Here is an 18,609-nt window from a genome sequence, read left to right on the forward strand (position 1 = left end):
CGCGCGTTCCCAACGAAACGGCAGGGAGGCAACGCGGCCATGGCGGCACCATCGAGAACCACCCGCAGCACCGCGGTTCGGCTGGACACCGGACTACGGCGCGAGATCGGGCGCCGCAGCCTGCTGTTCACCGGCGTCGGGTCGATCATCGGCTCGGGCTGGCTGTTCAGCGCGTTGAGCGCGGCGAAGATCGCAGGCCCCGGCGCGATCTTCTCCTGGATCATCGCCGCCGTGATGGTCACGCTGATCGGGCTCACGTTCGCCGAGCTGTCCGTAATGTTCCCGGTGACAGGCGGGGTGATCCGCTTCGCGCAGTACGGCTTCGGTTCCTTCGCCGGGTTCTTCGCCGGCTGGGTCATGTGGGTGGCCTGCGCGGCGTCGGCGCCGAGCGAGGTGCTCGCGGTGATCCAGTACGCCAAGCCCTACCTGCCGGGGCTGATGACCTCCGAGGACGGCGTGCTGGTCGCGACCTTCCCCGGGCTGCTGGTCGCCGTCGGGCTGATGGCGGTGTTCAGCGTGATCAACGTGCTCGGGGTGAAGGCCTTCGTCCGGTTCAACGACCTGCTGGTCTGGTGGAAGCTGCTGGTCATCGCGGTCGTGGTCGTGGCGTTCTTCGTGTTGTCGTTCAACGCCTCGAACCTGGTCGCGCACGGCGGGCTGTTCCCGAACGGCGTCGGCGCGGTGTTCACGGCCCTGCCCGCCGGCGGCATCGTGTTCGCCTACCTCGGCTTCCGGCAGGGCATCGAGTTCGCCGGGGAAACCGCGAACCCGCAGCGGAACGTGCCGTTCGCGGTGATCGGGTCCATCGTCATCACCGGGCTGCTGTACGTGCTGCTGCAGGTCGCGTTCATCACCGGGCTGCCGAGCGAACTGCTGGGCGGCGGCTGGTCCGAGGTCACCTTCGCGGACGTCGCCGGCCCGCTGGCCGGGCTCGCCACCCTGCTCGGCGCCACCTGGCTGGCGATCGCGCTCTACGTCGACGCCATCGTCTCCCCCGGCGATACCGGACTGATCTACACGGCCGTGACCACGCGAATCGCCTACGCGAACGCGCAGAACGGCAACGCGCCGCTGGCGCTGACGAAGCTCAACGGGCGTGGTGTGCCGTGGCTGGCGGCAGTGCTCACCTTCGTCTTCGGCTGCGTGTTCTTCCTGCCGTTCCCCGGCTGGCAGAAGATCATCGGCTTCATCACCTCGGCGACCGTGCTAACCTTCGCGTTCGGACCGGTCGTCTTCGGCGCGCTGCGGCGGACCCTGCCGGACCAGCCCCGCCCGTTCCGGCTGCCCGGCGGAGACACCATCGCCTACCTGGGATTCCTGTCGGCGAACCTGATCGTGTTCTGGACCGGCTGGCAGATCAACGAGAAGCTGTTCCTGGCGATCGCGGGCGGCTACGTCTTCCTGGCGGTCTACCGGCGCTTCGCCCGCCGAAGCCTGCCGGTCCTGGACCTCCGTGCGGGCTCGTGGTGCGTGTTCTGGATCGCCGGAATGGCGATCATCAGCTATTTCGGCGAGTTCGGCGCGGCGCGGGACGCGCTGCTACCGGGCGGGAACGGCCCGATCGGCATGGTCTCCGGCGCGATCGTCATGGCGGTGTTCAGCGCCGCGATCTACGCCTACGCGATGAAAACCCGCCCGTCCTTCAAGAACACCGTCGCCAACATCGGCGACCCCACGACGTGACCCCGGCTCCGTATCAGGGGTCGTGAGTACTTCGGATCGCCATAGCAGTCCAAACCACTCACGACCCCCGGCCGATCAGGCCACCGTGGGAAGTGCCGGGGTGGTCACGTCGTAGACCTTGTCCGGGAAGATGCGCAGGAATGGGAGGATCGACCGGCTCGGCGCCGTGAGTCTTTTGGGTTGCTGTAGAGGCTGTTTGGGATGTTGTCGGGTGGGGTTGCAGTAGGGCGGCTTGTGCGTTCGGGGTGGTGGAGCGAACGGCCTGTTCGCCTCGTCTATCGGGACGAACGGCCCGTTCGCTCCACACCAGCCAGCGGGGATGCACGACTGCGCGGAACGAGTTCTCAAACAGGCTCTACAGCAACCCAAAGTACTCACGGCCACGTGAGCAACCGTAGGCCGCCACTCGCTGGCTGCGACCCCAGGTGATCTGGAACGGCTTGAAATCCTTGGGAACGTTCAGGTCCTACGGCTGCCACCGGTCCGGGAACTCGTACTGCACCCGCCGGACCGATATGTCCGGTATCAATGGATTCCCGCGATGTGCAGCAGTCCACTTCGGACCGCCGGCCGCTCAGGCCACCGTCGGGAGGGCTGGGGTGGTCACGTCGTAGACGTTGCCCGGGCGGGTCAGCAGGGGCGGGAGGATCGCCGCCTTCCTGGGTGTTTCCTCCAGGGTCCCCCAGTGGATCTCGCGGTCTCCCTTGAGCATCAAGCGGATGTCGTTCGGGTTCTCCGCGATCACCGCCGTCACGTCCGCGCGCACCGGCTGCGAGAGGGCCATCAGCACCGTAATCGCCGCTCGGGTCGCCGCATCGTTCTGGGACGCCTCGCGCACCCGGAGCTCCGGCAGGTCGGCCGGGCGTTCCGGGACCGCCTCGAACGGCACGCCGCCCGCGTCGACGAGCTGAATCCCGTTGCGGGCCACCAGGAACGCCACCGGCACCCGTTCCGTCACCTGGACCTGCACCGTCGACGGCCAGCTCAGCGACACCTGCACCGCGGCAATCTTCGGCACCGCCCGCAGCCGGTCGTGGATCTGGTCGACGTCGACCTGCAGCATCGGCGTGCCCGGCTCGATGCCCGCCGCCTGCACCACCTGGTCCTGGCCCAGCGTCGCGTTGCCGACGACCTGCACCGACCGGACGCCCAGCAGCGGCGTGAAGTACAGCACGAGCGCCACTGCGGTCACCGCGGCCAGCACCGCCGGGAGCGCCCAGCGCCGCCACTTCGACGGCGCCGTCGCGCCGCCCCGCACCGGGCGGCCCCGGGTGCTGCGCAGCCCGGGGCGTTCCGTTGCGCGGCGGCGCGTCGGGGTCACCCTTGCTCCTCCGCGGCGTCGCGGTCGATCTCGCGGAGGATCTCCGGGCCTAGCATCGTCACGTCCCCGGCCCCCATCGTCAGCACCAGGTCGCCCGGCCGGGCCAGGCCCGCGACCAGCGGCGCCGCCGCCGTGAAGGATGGCTCGTAGTGCACTTTCCCGGGCGGCAGCGGCACTTCGTCGGCGATCAGCTTGCCGGTGACGCCGGGCTGCGGGTCTTCCCGCGCGCCGTAGACGTCCAGCACCACGACCTCGTCGGCCAGGCCCAGCGCCGTCGCGAACTCGTCGGCGAACGCCGCCGTGCGGGAGAACAGGTGCGGCTGGAACACCACGATCAGCCGGCCGTCGCCGACCACCGGCCGCGCCGCGCGCAGCTGCGCGTCGACCTCGGTCGGGTGGTGGGCGTAGTCGTCGTAGACGCGGACGCCGCCGGCGCGGCCCTTGAACTCGAAGCGCCGCCGGACGCCGCCGAACGCGGCGAGCCCGTCGAGCAGGCCGCCGAGCGGCGCGCCGAGCTCCAGCCCGGCCAGCAGCGCCGCGACCGCGTTGCCCGCCATGTGCTCGCCCGGCACCGCCACCTGCACGTCCACGCGTTCGCCACCGAGCTCCACGGTCGCCACCCCGGAGCCGTGTTCGGCCCGGTAGCCGACCAGCCGCGCATCGCCCTCGCCGGTCGCCGACTTCCCGTAGCGCCGCACGCGGATCCCGAGCGCCGCCGCCTTGTCGGCCAGTTCGGCCGAGCCCGCGTCGTCGGCGCAGGCGATCAGCACGCCGCCCGGCTCGATCCGCCGCACGAACTCGTCGAAGACCGCGATGTAGGCCTCGGCGGTGCCGTGGTGGTCCAGGTGGTCCGGCTCGACGTTGGTCACCACCGCCACCGACGGCGAGAACACCAGGAACGAGCCGTCGCTCTCGTCCGCCTCGGCGACGAAGATGCTGCCGTCGCCGTGGTGCGCGTTCGCGCCCGACTCGTTGAGGTCGCCGCCGATGGCGAAGGACGGGTCGAAGCGGCAGTGCTGCAACGCCACGGTCAGCATCGACGTCGTGGACGTCTTGCCGTGGGTGCCCGCCACGCAGGCCACCCGGTGCCCGGCCATCAGCGCGGCCAGCGCCTCGGCGCGGCGCAGCACCGTGACTCCCCGGCGCTGCGCCTCGACCAGCTCCGCGTTGTCCGGCTTGATCGCCGTGGACACCACGACCGCCGTCGGGTCCTCGTCGAACTGGTCCAGGTTCTCCGCCTGGTGGCCGATGCCGATGTGCGCGCCCTGCGCGCGCAGCGCCAGCACCGTGCGCGAGTCGCGGGCGTCCGAGCCGGACACCTGCTGCCCGCGGGCCAGCAGGATTCGGGCGATGCCACTCATCCCGGCCCCGCCGATGCCGACCAGGTGCACCCGGGCCAGCACGGCTTCCAGAGCCGAAGTATCCGAAGTGGATGGTCCGGTCACTTTCCGGCCACCTCCAGCACGATCTGCGCCAGCACCTGGTCCGCCTCGCGGTGACCGCTGCCCAGCGTCGCCCGGCTCATCTCCTGCAGTCGCTGGGCGTCGAGCGCCAGCGGCAGCACCTCGTCGATGACCCGCTGCACGCTCAGCTCCGCGTCCGCCACCAGCCGCGCGCCGCCCGCGGCGACCACCGGCTGCGCGTTGAGCGCCTGCTCGCCGTTGCCGTGCGGCAGCGGCACGAACACCGCGGGCAGCCCGACGGCCGAGACCTCGGCGACGGTCATCGCCCCGGAGCGGCACACCACCAGGTCAGCCGCCGCGTACGCCAGGTCCATCCGCTCCAGGTAGGGCACCGCCGTGTACGCCGGCGCGCCCGGAACCTGTTGCACCGCAATGGTGTTCTTCGGGCCGTGCGCGTGCAGCACGCCGACTCCGGCGCGCCCCAGCGCTTCCGCCGCGCCGGAGAACGCGGTGTTCAGGGTGCGGGCGCCCTGCGAGCCGCCGAACACCAGGATCGTCGGGGCGTGCGGGTGCAGCCCGAAGTGCTGGCGGGCCTGCATCCGCAGCGCCCACCTGTCCAGCTGCGTGATCGACTCGCGCAGCGGGATGCCGATGGTCTGCGCCCCGGCCAGGCCGCTGTCCGGCGTCGCCGCCAGCACTCGTTCCGCGAACTTCGCGCCCACCTTGTTCGCCAGGCCCGCGCGCGCGTTCGCCTCGTGCACCACGATCGGCACCCGGCCGCGCGCGGCGAGGTAGGCGGGCAGCGACACGTAGCCGCCGAAGCCGATCACCACGTCCGCGCCGACGCGCTCCAGCACCTCGCGCGTCTGCTTCACCGATTCCCGCACTTTCAGCGGCAGCTTCAGCAGGTCGACGTTGGGCTTGCGCGGCATCGGGACCGGCGGGATGAGCTCCAGCGGGTAGCCGCGGGCCGGCACCAGCCGGTTCTCCAGGCCCCGCTCGGTGCCCAGCGCGGTCACCCGGGCGTCCGGCCGCAGCCGGCGCACCGCGTCGGCCAGCGCCAGCGCGGGCTCGATGTGCCCGGCGGTGCCGCCGCCGGCGACCACCACCGACAGCGGCCGCCGACCCATGGCGGCGCCCCGCGGGTCGGCCACAGCACCCTGGTCGATGCGGACCGTCTGCTCCCCGCTCAACGGTGTCCTCCTCGTGTCTGCGCCCGGGATCCGGGTCCGCTGCGCGCACCACGCGCGCGCGTGTCCCCGCTTCCCCGGCGAGTTGCCGCCGCCCCGGAGCTCTTCGCGCCGGGCCGGCTTCGTGGGGTCGGTCGTGCCGGCCGCCGCTTCGCCGGTGGCCGGTACGGGGCCGGGGTGGGCAGCCGCAGCAGCTTGCCGACCCGACCCGGTCCCAAAGACCGTAGCGCGGCGATGGCCTCGGGTTCGTGCCGGGCGAAGTTCGCCAGCAGGCCGAACACCAGCATCGTCGTGACCACCGACGATCCGCCGGAGGAGATCAGCGGCAGCGGCAGCCCGGTGGTGGGCAGCAGGCCGACCACGTAGCCGACGTTGATGATCGCCTGCCCCACCAGCCACATCGTCAGCGTCGCCGACACCAGCCGGATGTACGGGTCGGTGTTGCGGAACGCGATGCGCATGCCCACGTACGCGGTGGTGCCGAAGAGCATCAGCACTATCGTGCAGCCGACGAACCCGAGCTCCTCGCCGATCACCGCGAAGATGAAGTCGTTGTGCACGTTGGGCAGGTACTGCCACTTCGACCAGCCCTGCCCCAGCCCGCGGCCGAACAGCCCGCCGTCAGCCAGCGCGAACAGCGCCTGCGAGGCCTGGTAGCCGTTGCCGGCCGGGTCGGCGAGCGGATCCAGGAAGCTGGTCAGCCGCGCCATCCGGTAGTCGGCGACCATCGCCAGCACCACGGCACCGGTCACCGCGCCCAGCAGCATCACCAGGAACAGCCGCAGCGGCGCACCGGCGAACCACAACAGGGCCAGCAGCACGATGAACAGCGTGATCGTGGAACCGAGGTCGGGCTGCATCATCACCAGCGCGAACATCAGCAGCGCCGCCGGCACCACCGGCACCAGCAGGTGCCGGTACTGCGTCATCAGGCCGCGCTTGGTGACGAGCACGTGCGCTCCCCACAGCGCGAAGGCGATCTTGGCGAACTCGACCGGCTGGAACGACACGCCGGCGACCATGAACCAGCTCTGGGCCCCGTTCAGCTTGGTGCCCAGCGGCGTCAGCACCGCAACCAGCAGCCCGAGGCAGATCGTCAGCAGGATCAGGCTGTACCGGCGCATCAGCCGCACCGGCACCCGCAGCGCGGCGTAGAACACCAGCAGCCCGGCGAGGCAGTACATCACCTGCTTGCTGAACACGCTGTAGGACGAGCCGTCCTTGTTGAACGAGTCGACGCTGGAGGCGGACAGCACCATCACCAGGCCGAAGATCGTCAGCAGGCCGAAGACCGCCAGCAGCAGGTGGAACGACGCCAGCGGCCGGGTCAGCCACGCGGTCAGCGGCGACAGCACGCCCCGGGTGGCGCGCTTCCTCGGGTTGCGCGCGGGCGCGGGCTTCGTCATCGTCGTCACGGCGGATCACCCGCCGTGCGCCGCCGCCGGGGCATCGGCGAGCACCGCGCGCACCGCGTCGGCGAAAGCCCGGCCCCGGTGGGCGTAGTCGGTGAACATGTCCATCGACGCGGCGGCCGGGGCGAGCAGGACCACCGAGCCCGGACGCGCGAACTCGTTGGCCGCGCGAACAGCTTCCAGCATGCCCGCATCGTCCCCCGCGGTGACCTCGCGGACCGGCACATCCGGCGCGTGTCGGGCCAGCGCGGCGGCGAACCGGCCCCGATCGCGGCCGATCAGCACCGCGGCGGCCAGCCGATCGGCGTTGGCCGCGACCAGTTCGTCGACCTCGGCGCCCTTCAGCAGCCCGCCCGCGATCCACACCACCCGCGGATGCGCGCGCAACGCCGCGTCGGCGGCGTGCGGATTCGTCGCCTTGGAATCGTCTACATAGGACACACCGGCGGCCTCCGCGACGCGCACCGACCGGTGCGCCCCGGGCTGGAACGCCCGCAGCCCGTCGGCGACCGCCGCGGGCTCGACGCCGTAAGCCCGCGCCAACGCCGCCGCGGCCAGCGCGTTCGCCACGTTGTGCGGGCCCGCCGGATGCACGTCCGCGAGCTCCGCGAGCACCACGCCATCGCCGAAGGCCCGATCCACCAGCGAACCGCCCTCGGCACCCAGCTGCCCCTCCGCAGGAGCGCCCAGTGTGAAGGAGACCCGCCTGGCGTCCGCCGCGGCAGCGGCGGACAGCCGGGTCGACCACTCGTCGTCGGCGTTGGCGACGGCAACGGAGTTGCCGGAGTACACCTTCGCCTTGGCATCGCCGTAGGCGACGAGGGAGCCGTGCCAGTCGAGGTGGTCGGCGGCGAGGTTGAGGACGACAGCGGCGAACGCCGCGACGGAGTCCGACCAGTGCAGCTGGAAGCTGGACAGCTCCACGGCGAGCACCTCGTGCCCGGCCCGCACCGCGTCTACCACCGGCAACCCGACGTTCCCGCAGGCCACCACGTCGACGTCACCGGCCCGCAGGATCGACTCCAGCATGCTGACCGTCGTCGTCTTGCCGTTGGTGCCGGTGACCGCCAGCCAGGTGGCCGGCACCTCTTTCTCCTGGTCCAGCCGCCAGGCGAGCTCGACCTCGCCGATCACCTCGACACCGGCCGCCACCGCCGCCGCCAGCAGCGGCGCGTCCGGCCGCCAGCCGGGGCTGGTGACGACCAGGTCGGTGCCCGCGGGCGGCTCGACCAGCCCGGCGACCAGCTCCGCGCCCAGCGCCTGCAGCGACGCCAGCGCCACCAGCCGGTCCGCGGAGGCGTCGGTGACGGTGACCGCCGCGCCCGCCGCCAGCAGCGCCTCGGCGGCCGAGCGGCCGGACACCCCGGCCCCGGCCACCAGCACGTTCCGCCCCTCGAACCGCCCTGCCACCGGCTCGCCTCCCTAACGTGTCTTCGCAGCGTGGTCGTGAGTGAGCAACCGGGCTCCAGCCCGGTTGCGCACTCACGACACCCGCACCGTCACTTGAGGATCATGGCCTTTTCCAGCCAGTCCGCGTAGAACAGGCCGACGCCGAACATGCAGCTGATCCCGGCCAGCACCCAGAACCGGATGATCACCGTGGTTTCCGCCCACCCGGCCAACTCGAAGTGGTGGTGGAACGGCGCCATCCGGAACAGCCGTCGCCGGGTGCTGCGGAACACCACGATCTGCAGCACCACCGACAGCGCCTCGACCACGAACACGCCGCCGATGACGATCATCAGCAGCTCGGTGCGGGTGACCATGGAAAGCCCGGCGAGCAGGCCGCCCAGCGCCAGCGAACCGGTGTCGCCCATGAAGATCTTCGCGGGCGCGGCGTTCCACCACAGGAAGCCGACGCAGGCCGCCATCGCCGCCGCGGCGACCACCGCGATGTCCAGCGGGTCCCGCACCGTGTAGCAGCCCGGCGTCGGGCCGGACGGCGCGAAGCAGTCGTTGCGCAGCTGCCAGAACGAGATCAGCACGTAGGTCGCCAGCACCATCGCCGCGGTGCCGCCGGCCAGGCCGTCCATGCCGTCGGTGAAGTTGACGGCGTTCGACCAGCCGCTGATCGCGACGTAGGCGAAGATCACGAACCCGATCGCGCCGAACGAGATCACCGTGATGTCGCGCAGGAACGACAGCTCCACCGACGCCGGGGTGACGCCGTTCTGGTTGGCGAACTGGATCGCCAGGATCGCGAACAGCACCGAGGCGATCAGCTGGCCGACCAGCTTCGCCGTCTTGTTCAACCCGAGGTTGCGCTGCTTGCGGATCTTGATGAAGTCGTCCAGGAACCCGACGATGCCCAGCGCCGTGGTCAGGCCCAGCACCAGCAGCCCGGACGCGGTCATCGGGTCGCCGCCCATCAGGTGGCTCACCAGGTAGCCGACCCACATGGCCACCAGGATCGCCACGCCACCCATGGTCGGGGTGCCGCGCTTGGCGGCGTGCTGGCTCTGCACCTCTTCCCGGATCTCCTGGCCGAAGCCCTGCTTGGAGAACACCCGGATCAGGTAGGGCGTGAACAGGATCGAAACGACGAGCGACACGGCGGCCGCTACGAGGATCGGCTTCACGGCTGCTGCCTCCCCGCATCTCCCTCGGTCAGCAGGGCCTCGGCGACCCGCCACAGCCCGGCGGAATTCGATGCCTTGGTCAGCACCACATCACCGGGACGCAGCTCGGCGCGCAGCAGCGCGACGGCCGCATCGACGTCCGGCACCAGAACCGACTCCTCTCCCCACGACCCCTCCAGCGATGCCGCCTGGTGCATCACCTGGGCCTGCTCGCCGACCACCACCAGCCGGTCGATGTTCAGCCGGACGGCCAGCCGCCCGATCTCGTCGTGCGCTTCGGCATCCGACTCGCCGAGTTCGGCCATCGGTCCCAGCACCGCCCACGCCCGGGCCGGACGCCCGCGGGTCATCGCGGCCAGCGTCTTCAGCGCCGCCCGGACCGACTCCGGGTTGGCGTTGTAGGCGTCGTTGACGACCGTGACGCCGCCCGGTGTCTCGCTGACCTCCATGCGCCGCGCGGACACCCGGCGCACCGAGCCGAGCCGCTCGGCCACCTGCTCGACGGTCGCGCCGAGCTCCAGCGCCACGGCGGCCGCGGTCAGCGCGTTGCCCACGTGGTGCTCGCCGAACAGCGGCAGCGTCACCCGGGCCTCGCCCTGCGCGGTGACCAGCGTGAAAGTCGGTCGCGCCCGCTCGTCGACGTCGATGTCCTCAGCGCGCACGTGCGCATCGGGGCGTTCCCCGACGAACACGACGCGGGCCTTCGTGCGTTCGGCCATCGCCGCGACCAGCGGATCGTCGGCGTTGAGCACCGCCACGCCGTCCGCGGGCAGCGCCTCGACCAGTTCGCCCTTGGCCTGCGCCACCGCCTCCTGCGAGCCGAACTCGCCGAGGTGCGCGTGGCCGACGTTGAGCACCGCGCCGATGCGCGGCGGCGCCACCTCGCAGAGGTGCGCGATGTGCCCGACGCCGCGCGCGGACAGCTCCAGCACCAGGTGCCGGGTGCTCTCGTCGGCGCGCAGCACGGTCCACGGGTGACCGAGCTCGTTGTTGAACGAGCCGGGCGGCGCGACCGTCGAGCCCATCGGCTCCAGCAACTGCGCGATCAGGTCCTTGGTGGACGTCTTGCCCGAAGAGCCGGTCACGCCGACCACGGTGAGCTGCGGCAGCCGGTCGACCACGTGGCGGGCCAGCTTCGCCAGCCCGGCCAGCACCGCGGCGCCGGAACCGTCCACGTCGCCGGCCAGCGCCAGCGCGCCGTGCCTGTCGTCGTCCACCGGCGGCACGATCACCGCCGGGCCGTCGACCTCCCGCGCGGCGAGCACGCCCGCCGCACCGTCCGCGATCGCCTGCGCGGCGAAGTCGTGCCCGTCGACCCGTTCCCCGGGCACGGCCGCGAACAGCCCGCCGGGTTCGACCTTGCGGGAGTCGAACTCGACACCCGCGCTGACGATCTCCGAGCCTTCCGCACGATGAAGCCTGCCGTCCACCGCTTCCGCGATGTCAGCGAGGCTGAGCCGGATCAACTTGCCTCCTCGTCGCCCTGCCCCCGACGAACATCGGTTTCCTCTGGGGCCCGGGGCCCTTGGCCCAAAAATAGACGGAGGGCAGCGGCGAGCTCCTCCCGGTCGGAGAAGGGGTGCACAACGCCCGCCACCTCCTGCCCTGTCTCGTGGCCCTTACCCGCGACGACGACTATGTCGCCCGGTTCGGCTCGCTCGACCGCCGCGGTGATGGCCGCGCGCCGGTCGCCGATCTCGATCACGTCCCCGCGCTGGTCGGCGGGCACCTCCTGCGCACCGGCCAGCATGGCCGCCCGGATGTCGGCCGGGTCTTCGCTGCGCGGATTGTCGTCGGTGACGATCAGCAGCTCGGACCGGCGGGCGGCCGCCTCGCCCATCAACGGCCGCTTCGCGACGTCCCGGTCGCCTCCGCAGCCGAGCACGACGATCACCTTGCCGTCGACCTGCGCGCGGGCCGCGTCGAGCACCGCGGCGACCGCGCCGGGCTTGTGCGAGTAGTCCACCACAGCGGTGAAGTCCTGCCCGAGCGCAACACGCTCCATGCGGCCGGGCACGTCGACTTCCGCGAGCCCGCGCTCAATGGCCCAGGTGGGCACGCCGGCGGCGTGCAGGACGCCGATCGCGAGCAGCGCGTTGGCGACGTTGAACGGGCCGGGCAGCCGCAGCCGGATGGGCAGCTTCAGGTCGTCGGGACCGTGCGCGGTGAAGGTCTGCTCCCCGGTGGGGAACGCCTGCACGTCGGTGGCGGACCAGGTCGCGTCCGCGGCGGTGGACACCGTGATGGTGTCCGGCTTGACCAGCCGCTTGCCCCAGTCGGTGTCGATGCAGACGACCTCGTGCTCGGCGCGGCCGTCGAACAGCAGCGCCTTGGCCTGGAAGTAGTCCTCCAGGTCGCGGTGGAAGTCCAGGTGGTCCTGGGAGAGGTTGGTGAAGGCGCCGACGGCGAACCGGGTGCCGGAGACGCGGCCCATGGCCAGCGCGTGGCTGGAGACCTCCATCGGCACGTAGGTCACCCGGTGCTCGACCATCACGGCCAGCAGCGCCTGCAGGTCCGGCGCCTCCGGGGTGGTGAAGGCGCTGTCCAGCCGGTCGCCCGCGATGCGGGTCTCGACCGTGCCGACCAGCCCGGTGCCGAACCCGGCGGCCTGCAGCGCGGACTCCAGCAGGTAGGTGGTGGTGGTCTTGCCGGAGGTGCCGGTCACGCCGAGCACCTTCAGCTTCCGCGACGGGTCGCCGTAGATCAGCGCCGAGGCGGAGCCGAGCACGCCACGCGGATCGTCGTGCACGAGCAACGCGACCTTGCCCTCGCGGACGGCGGGATGCTCGGCGAGCGTGGCCCGCTCGATCCCGGCCCGGTCGGTGAGCACTGCGACGGCGCCGGAATCCAGCGCGTGCTGCGCGAAGTCGGCGCCGTGCACGCGGGTGCCCGGCAGCGCGGCGAACAGATCGCCGGGACGAACGTGCTGAGCACGCAGGGTCGCCCCGGTCACCGGCGCTGCGGCAGCGCTGTGACCAGGGGCGCGAAGTACTTGCGCGCCGATGAAATCGGCGAGCTTCTCGATCTCCACCGGCTCGACGTGAGACGGGCGAGGCGGAGCTGTCGCGACCGCGGAAGGCACGTCGCGACAGGCTACCGGTACCACCTGAGGAAGCATCCCCATGGTCGGCCACCTGTTCGGCCGAGCACCGCCTGACCCGTCCGGAGCAGCAGCGGTTGATCCACGCAACCGGGGCGGCGCGGTGCAGTAGAACTCCCCTGACTCGAAATTTCGGGCCAAGGGGGACGAGTTGCAGCCACCGGACTTCGGGGCCGATCCGGCGCAGGCGGAGAAGGCTCTCCAGAACTGGGCGCAGGGCCTGCAGGAAAAGGCGCAACGCACGGCGGCGATGCAACAGGAGATCGGCCGCATCCGGGTCACCGAACGCGGGCGTTCGGTGACGGTGACCATCAACGCCGAAGGCGTCCCGACAGAGGTGCGGTTCCACGATCAACGAGCCTCGGGCGCGGAGCTGAGCGCGGAGTTCATGGCGGTCCTGAGCCGAGCCCAGTCCCGCATCGCCGATCAGGTGACGGAGGCCACCAGGTCCACGCTCGGCGACCGCGACGCGAAGATCGCCAACGCGGTGACCGAGAACTACCGGCAGCGATTCCCATCAGCGCCTCCTCCTGCTTCGCACTCGCCGGCGCCACCTCAACCTCCGAAACCCGCCGCGCCGCCCGCTCCTGCACCGCCCGCTCCTACCGCGCCGCCCGCTCCTGCACCGCCGGCGGCCAGTCCGCCTGCGCCTCCGCCGTCCGGCCCGCCCGTGCAGTCCGGCCCAACGCAGGCTCACGGCGACGGCGACTTCAGCGACGAGACGTTCCTGAACTAGGAACCTTCTGAGGGGAATCGATGGCTGAGGGCTTCCAGATACCGGCCGAACAGCTGCGCGCGCACGCGGACCGCCTCGACGGCCACGCTTCGGCGATCGGCCAGGCCGCCGACGCCGGGCGAAACGTGCAACTGGGCACGGACGCGTACGGCGTGATCTGCTAGTTCCTGCCGCCGATCCTGGACAGCACCGCCGAGACGGTGCTGTCCACCACATCCGCGGCGCACGATGCGGTTTCCGCGCTCTCGACCGCCCTGCGCGACGCCATCGCGGACCACGAGGCGACCGACGCCGAGATCGCCGCCGGCCTGCAGCGCCTCGCCGACGAACTCGGCGGGTGACGAGGTGGGCGACAACCCGCTGATCGCACAACCGCAGGACTCCTCCAGCTGGTACACCGGCATCGGCATCGTCGAAGCCATCTCCGACGTCAGCGCGGCGATCGAATCGGGCTCGTGGGCCGAGATCGGCTACTCCGTGCTCGGCGCCGGGCTGGAGGTCTTGTCGGCCGTCCTCGACCCCATCGGCACGGGAGTGCCCTGGCTCGTCGGCTGGCTGATCGAGTTCGTCCAGCCGCTCACCGACATCCTCGACTGGCTAGCGGGAAACGCCGACGCGGTCGCGGCCCACGCCCAAACCTGGCGCAACGTCGGTGAGTCCCTGCGGTCCACCGCCGACGCGATGCAGGCCGACGTCAACCGGGACACCGCGGGCTGGACCGGCGCGACAGCCGACGCATACCGCTCCCGGCTGGGCGCGACCGCCGAACTCATCCGGGCCCAGTCGCAAGCCGCCGGAGCGCTCGCAGAAGGAACGGAAACCGCCGGCATGGTCGTGGGCACCATCCGCGAGGTGGTCCGCGATCTGATCGCGGACTGCGTGGGCAGGCTGGTGTCCTGGGCGATCGAAGCCGCCACCGGAGTGGGCATCGCCGCGGTAGCGGTCCAGGCCTCGGCCCGCGTAGCCCGCTGGGCCGTCCGGATCATGGAGGTCATCCAGAAGCTGCTGCGAGCCCTGGGCGACCTCATTCCTCTCGTCCGCAAACTCGCCGATCTCCTCGGCCAACTCCGAAAAATCCTCACCGACATAACCCACGGCAACCCCACCCCGCAGCCCCCGGAAAAACCCCCGAACGCCCCAGACGACCCGAACACCCCAAGAAACCCCAACGACCCACCCGACGACCCGAAAACCGGCCACCCCGACCCGGAAGATCCTTTCGACAGACTTCCACCCCACGAACAGGAAGATCTGATCAGAAAGATCATCGACGACTCCCGAGGCGGAATGACGCGCGAAGCCGCAATCGCCTCACTCCGCGACGGCCCTCCCGGAACGACGCCGTTCGTCGACGAAAAGAACGCCTTCGGACCCGACATCCGATTCCAAGACAGCAACGGAAACGATGCCCTAAACCGGGAAAACAAGGCACTCAACGGATCCGAGAATTCATTTAACACGAACACCAAAAAGGCCTGCAAACAACTCGGCAAAGAAGGAGGAGAAGTCTTCTACCAGATACCACAGGGAGTAACTGTGGACGAATTAAATTCGTGGGTGGATCGATGGCGCGGCCGACGCGGCCCGACCGACCACGAGAACGTGAATCTGATATTTTGCGACCCATCCGGTAGGATCATCGGCAGGGGAAACCTAGCCAACGGAAAGATTGAATGAGGAACCCATGAGCGACCTCGGGTATCTTATTTGCGCACCTTGCAAGATGTACCTCACGCTTGGGAAACCCGTCCTCAAAGACGACGAAAGCGTCAACTACTACCACCTGGGCCCAAGGAACAACCCGCGCAATCCCACACAGACATTGCTAAACGAATCGCTCTGGAAGTTTCTCGCAGATCACACCGGACATCCACTGGTCATCAGGTTCGATTACGAAGACGGCATGGAGGAAGTCGAGGAGGAATACACCGAGATCGGCGGGGAGATCGCCGACGACGATATTCCATTCGAGCAGTACCTGTTGAACTGGGACGGACTGAACAGGTCCAACTTTGACAGCTTCACGCTTGAGAGCCTCCGCCGGCCGGCAGTGCAAGTCGAGCCGTTCAATTCCAATATCGAAGCCCCTTCCACTGCGATCCACGTCGATCTACCCCCATCAACCCTACAGCGGTGGCAGCACGAGAGAGACAAGCCTCTTCGCGCAATCAGTGTCCGCGACATCAATGAGTCGTCGATGTTCGCACGAATTTTGGGCCTGCCAAGCCCGTACATGCTCCGCCAGGTCGCCGATACGGATGCCTCACGGATCGTGTTCGGGCACTTCGAACAGCTGTGGACCAAGAACCGGCCGGTAGCGATCGAGCTGCTGCATTCCCTTCCTCGAACGCTTGCTCAGGTACGCGCTACAGGCCGTTCCTTGCACATTGCACTGGCAGACCTCAGCGCGGGATCGGCCGACGCCGTCCTCGCCGAGCTCCGCAGCGCCCCCTCTGACGGAATCGAGGAGCCGATCATCGTGTTCGACTACCCCACCATGCCGTAACGGGTGAAGCCGAGCAGAAGGGCGAAGGATGAGCGACCTGGGGTATCTGATCTGCTCACCGTGCAGGGTTTATCTCGCGCTCGGGAAGCCCGTTCTGCGCGATGGCGGGAGCGTCGACTACTTCCACATCGGCCCGGCGAGCAGCCCGCGCAACCCCACCCGGCCCCTGCTGAACGAGTCCCTTTGGAAGTTCCTCGCGGATCACACCAAGCACCCGCTGACCATCGGTTTCGACTACGAAGCGGGCATGGAGGAGGTCGAGGAGACCTACACCGAGATCGGAGGCCACGCTGCCGACTGCGGCATTCCGTTCGAGCAGTACTTGCTCGACTGGAACGGGCTGAGCCTGTCCGGATTCGACAGCGCGACGCTTGAGAGCCTTCGCCGGCCGGCAGTGCGCATCGAGCACTTCGACACGGACATCACGCCCCCTGCGACCGCCATCCACGTCGACTTGCCCGAATCGGCGCTGAAGCGGTGGCGAGACGAGCGGGATGAGCACCCGATTCGCGCGATCGGCGTGAGCGGCACGAGCCAATCGTCATCTCTGGTGCGAAACCTGGGCTTGCCGAGTCCTTACTTCCTCGGCCAGATCGGCGACATCGCCGCCTCACGAGTCGTGCTCGGACACTTCGAACAGCTGTGGACGGAGAACCGGCCGGTGGCGATCGAGCTGCTGCACTCGCTCCCCCGAACACTCGCCAAGGTGCGCAAAGCAGGCCGCTCCCTGCACCTGGCGCTGTCAGATCTTGGACCAGGATCGACCGACGCCATCCTCACCGAACTGCGCAACGCCCCATCGGGCGGAATCGGCGAGCCGATCACCGTCTTCGACTACCCGCCCGCAGCGCAGAACACGCCTTCGGCCCCGAGCTGGACTCAGCGCGCGGGCGCCTACTCCTGGCAGCCTCGACGTTGGCCGAACGACCCGGCTGTTGCAGGCGACTTGCGAATCTGGCTCGAGGGGAACGGCCACGAGGTGTTCTACGCGATCGCATCCGACGTGCGCGGAGCCGACTTCACCGGCGGCTACCTGGTCGGCGCGTGGTTCATGTCGAGCGATCTCACCGGCACCGTGCTTCGCGACATGGCGTTCTTCGAGGCCGTGTGCACCGAGGCCCGGTTCACCGGATGCGACCTGACGGACACCGATCTCTCCGAGGCCAACCTGGATCGCGCCGACCTGACCGGAACCAGCCTCGTCCGCGCCGATCTCCTCGGCGCGTCCGCCATGAACGCGATCTTCCGCGATGCCGATCTGTCCGGCGCGGTCCTGCGGCTGGCCCTGCTCAGCGGGGCGAGCTTCACGAACGCCGATCTGACCGGCTGCAACCTGGATCGCGCCGTGCTGAGCGGCGCAAACCTTTCCGGAGCCCAGGTTTCCGGCACCACGGGTTCGATCAGAGGTCCGGTCATCGTCTGCAAAGATCACCGAACGGTCGTGCTCGACGGCACCGAACTCGCCCAGTGGTTCCACGACCAGGGTTCGACCGTCACCGTCCGCCCACCGGAAGTCCCCGCACGAGGCTCCCGACCGTGGAAGAGCGAGCAGGACGAGCTCGTGAAGATCCGGGTGATGATCGATTGGGAGGCCTACCCGATCTGGCTCAACACGCGAACGGGAGACACGTCCTTTCCGGTCCCGGCTGAAGACCTGCTGAAATACGCCACGATTCCCGGTCATCTGATCAAGCGCATCGACGAGTGGCACGATCAGTGGACCGCGCTGCTCAACTGGGACGACCCGCTGTCCACCTGGTTCCCGACCCCGGAAGCCGAAGAGCAGTGGTGGAATCGGGGGCTGGCACTCACCGAACTACTCGCCGAGCACTTCGATCCGCGCATCCGGATCGAGTACTCCGCCGGCGAGTCGAAGCGCGTCATTCGCGCCGGGGAACTCGACGAGTAGCGCCACCACCGAAGCCGCGGCAGGTCGCACTGAGTGCTGCGCCCGGCGCGACTGTCATCGGCTGTTCAGGTGTTCTTGATGGTGTTCGGCACTGGAGATCGCTAGCGTCCTTCCCGTTCGTTGGAGATTTTTGCGCTCCGGGAGGACTTCGTGAACAAGCATCGTCTCGTTCGATTAACCGGCACCTGCGGTGTTGCCGCAGCACTCGTGCTCGCTCCGCTCGCCGCGCCGAGCGTGATCGCTCAACCCGCATCGCAGGCCGTTCAGGTCGCCGCCGCTCCCGGCGACGGCACCGCGCAGGGTGCCATCGAGTGGTACAAGGCGCGCATCGGTGACACCTCTTACCAGGGTCTCTGCGAAAAGGCCGCGGAGAACGCCTGGGGCACCACCGGGGTCTGGCCGTCCGCGATCGCGCACTGGAACGCCGCGAAATCCGCGGGCAAGGCGCACACCGACGGCTCCACCCCGCCCAAGGGCGCGTTCGTGTACTGGAACATCAGCCAGTACGGCCACGTCGGAATCGCCGACGGCAACGGCGGCATCTACGCGAGCAGCATCGGCGGGGCGATCGGCCACGCCGACAGCGTCTCCTACTTCAACAACTACTTGGGCTGGAGCGACCCGCAGGTCCCGTCCCGCGGCTGACCACAGTGGACACCGGCGTTCGGGCCGTGAGTCTTTTGGGCTGCTATGGCCGGACTACATCGAGAAGCCGCCGGAGCCGGAGAAGCCCGTCGTCGAGGAGGTCAAGGAGCAGAAGGACGACCTCG

Annotated in this window: 16 protein-coding genes; 8 read left to right on the forward strand and 8 right to left on the reverse strand. The window is 69.6% G+C overall.

What is annotated here, in order from left to right; translation table 11 throughout:
* Positions 1–39: 39 nt before the first annotated feature.
* The gene (locus AB0I53_RS21180; RefSeq protein ID WP_358605376.1) at positions 40–1,683 is read left to right on the forward strand and encodes an APC family permease; all 1,644 of its coding nucleotides are present in this window, start codon (positions 40–42) and stop codon (positions 1,681–1,683) included.
* A 574-nt stretch (positions 1,684–2,257) separates the two neighbouring features.
* Here the strand turns inward: AB0I53_RS21180 and AB0I53_RS21185 are convergent.
* The 8 genes from AB0I53_RS21185 to AB0I53_RS21220 all read right to left on the reverse strand — a co-directional run bounded on the left by AB0I53_RS21185 (position 2,258) and on the right by AB0I53_RS21220 (position 12,619).
* Positions 2,258–3,004 (reverse strand): FtsQ-type POTRA domain-containing protein, encoded by a 747-nt coding sequence (locus tag AB0I53_RS21185; RefSeq protein ID WP_358605378.1) that lies wholly within the window; start codon positions 3,002–3,004, stop codon positions 2,258–2,260.
* Positions 3,001–4,449 carry a UDP-N-acetylmuramate--L-alanine ligase gene (gene murC / locus AB0I53_RS21190; RefSeq protein ID WP_358605381.1) on the reverse strand — a complete coding sequence of 483 codons (1,449 nt, stop codon included), beginning with the start codon at positions 4,447–4,449 and terminating at the stop codon, positions 3,001–3,003. Before murC ends, AB0I53_RS21185 begins: the two co-directional genes overlap by 4 nt.
* The gene (gene murG, locus AB0I53_RS21195) at positions 4,446–5,537 is read right to left on the reverse strand and encodes an undecaprenyldiphospho-muramoylpentapeptide beta-N-acetylglucosaminyltransferase (protein ID WP_358605426.1); all 1,092 of its coding nucleotides are present in this window, start codon (positions 5,535–5,537) and stop codon (positions 4,446–4,448) included. Before murG ends, murC begins: the two co-directional genes overlap by 4 nt.
* A gap of 59 nt (positions 5,538–5,596) precedes the next feature.
* A complete protein-coding gene (gene ftsW / locus AB0I53_RS21200; RefSeq protein WP_358605429.1) occupies positions 5,597–7,003 on the reverse strand; it encodes a putative lipid II flippase FtsW in 1,407 nt (468 codons plus the stop codon).
* A 15-nt stretch (positions 7,004–7,018) separates the two neighbouring features.
* Positions 7,019–8,419: a UDP-N-acetylmuramoyl-L-alanine--D-glutamate ligase gene (gene murD / locus AB0I53_RS21205; protein ID WP_358605384.1), complete on the reverse strand. Its 1,401-nt coding sequence runs from the start codon at positions 8,417–8,419 to the stop codon at positions 7,019–7,021.
* Between the two features lie 89 nt (positions 8,420–8,508).
* Positions 8,509–9,588 carry a phospho-N-acetylmuramoyl-pentapeptide-transferase gene (gene mraY / locus AB0I53_RS21210; protein ID WP_358605387.1) on the reverse strand — a complete coding sequence of 360 codons (1,080 nt, stop codon included), beginning with the start codon at positions 9,586–9,588 and terminating at the stop codon, positions 8,509–8,511.
* Positions 9,585–11,054 (reverse strand): UDP-N-acetylmuramoyl-tripeptide--D-alanyl-D-alanine ligase, encoded by a 1,470-nt coding sequence (murF, locus tag AB0I53_RS21215; protein ID WP_358605390.1) that lies wholly within the window; start codon positions 11,052–11,054, stop codon positions 9,585–9,587. The genes mraY and murF overlap by 4 nt, the downstream gene beginning before the upstream one ends.
* Positions 11,051–12,619: a UDP-N-acetylmuramoyl-L-alanyl-D-glutamate--2,6-diaminopimelate ligase gene (locus tag AB0I53_RS21220; protein WP_358605393.1), complete on the reverse strand. Its 1,569-nt coding sequence runs from the start codon at positions 12,617–12,619 to the stop codon at positions 11,051–11,053. The genes murF and AB0I53_RS21220 overlap by 4 nt, the downstream gene beginning before the upstream one ends.
* A 220-nt stretch (positions 12,620–12,839) precedes the next feature.
* Here AB0I53_RS21220 and AB0I53_RS21225 point away from each other — a divergent pair, with 220 nt between their 5' ends.
* The 7 genes from AB0I53_RS21225 (at position 12,840) to AB0I53_RS21255 (ending at position 18,484) form a co-directional block, all read left to right on the forward strand.
* The gene (locus tag AB0I53_RS21225) at positions 12,840–13,424 is read left to right on the forward strand and encodes a YbaB/EbfC family nucleoid-associated protein (protein ID WP_358605396.1); all 585 of its coding nucleotides are present in this window, start codon (positions 12,840–12,842) and stop codon (positions 13,422–13,424) included.
* Between the two features lie 20 nt (positions 13,425–13,444).
* Positions 13,445–13,588, forward strand: coding sequence for a hypothetical protein (locus AB0I53_RS21230; RefSeq protein WP_358605399.1), 144 nt, complete (start codon positions 13,445–13,447; stop codon positions 13,586–13,588).
* Positions 13,589–13,624: 36 nt separating this feature from the next.
* The gene (locus AB0I53_RS21235) at positions 13,625–13,765 is read left to right on the forward strand and encodes a hypothetical protein (RefSeq protein ID WP_358605402.1); all 141 of its coding nucleotides are present in this window, start codon (positions 13,625–13,627) and stop codon (positions 13,763–13,765) included.
* Positions 13,766–13,769: 4 nt separating this feature from the next.
* The gene (locus AB0I53_RS21240; RefSeq protein WP_358605405.1) at positions 13,770–15,101 is read left to right on the forward strand and encodes a WXG100 family type VII secretion target; all 1,332 of its coding nucleotides are present in this window, start codon (positions 13,770–13,772) and stop codon (positions 15,099–15,101) included.
* Between the two features lie 7 nt (positions 15,102–15,108).
* A complete protein-coding gene (locus AB0I53_RS21245; protein ID WP_358605408.1) occupies positions 15,109–15,930 on the forward strand; it encodes a hypothetical protein in 822 nt (273 codons plus the stop codon).
* Between the two features lie 28 nt (positions 15,931–15,958).
* Positions 15,959–17,839, forward strand: coding sequence for a pentapeptide repeat-containing protein (locus AB0I53_RS21250; RefSeq protein WP_358605411.1), 1,881 nt, complete (start codon positions 15,959–15,961; stop codon positions 17,837–17,839).
* A gap of 234 nt (positions 17,840–18,073) precedes the next feature.
* Positions 18,074–18,484, forward strand: coding sequence for a CHAP domain-containing protein (locus AB0I53_RS21255; RefSeq protein ID WP_358605432.1), 411 nt, complete (start codon positions 18,074–18,076; stop codon positions 18,482–18,484).
* Positions 18,485–18,609 lie beyond the last annotated feature (125 nt).

It is taken from the genome of Saccharopolyspora sp. NPDC050389 (genome assembly GCF_040655595.1).
Taxonomy (GTDB): Bacteria; Actinomycetota; Actinomycetes; order Mycobacteriales; family Pseudonocardiaceae; genus Saccharopolyspora.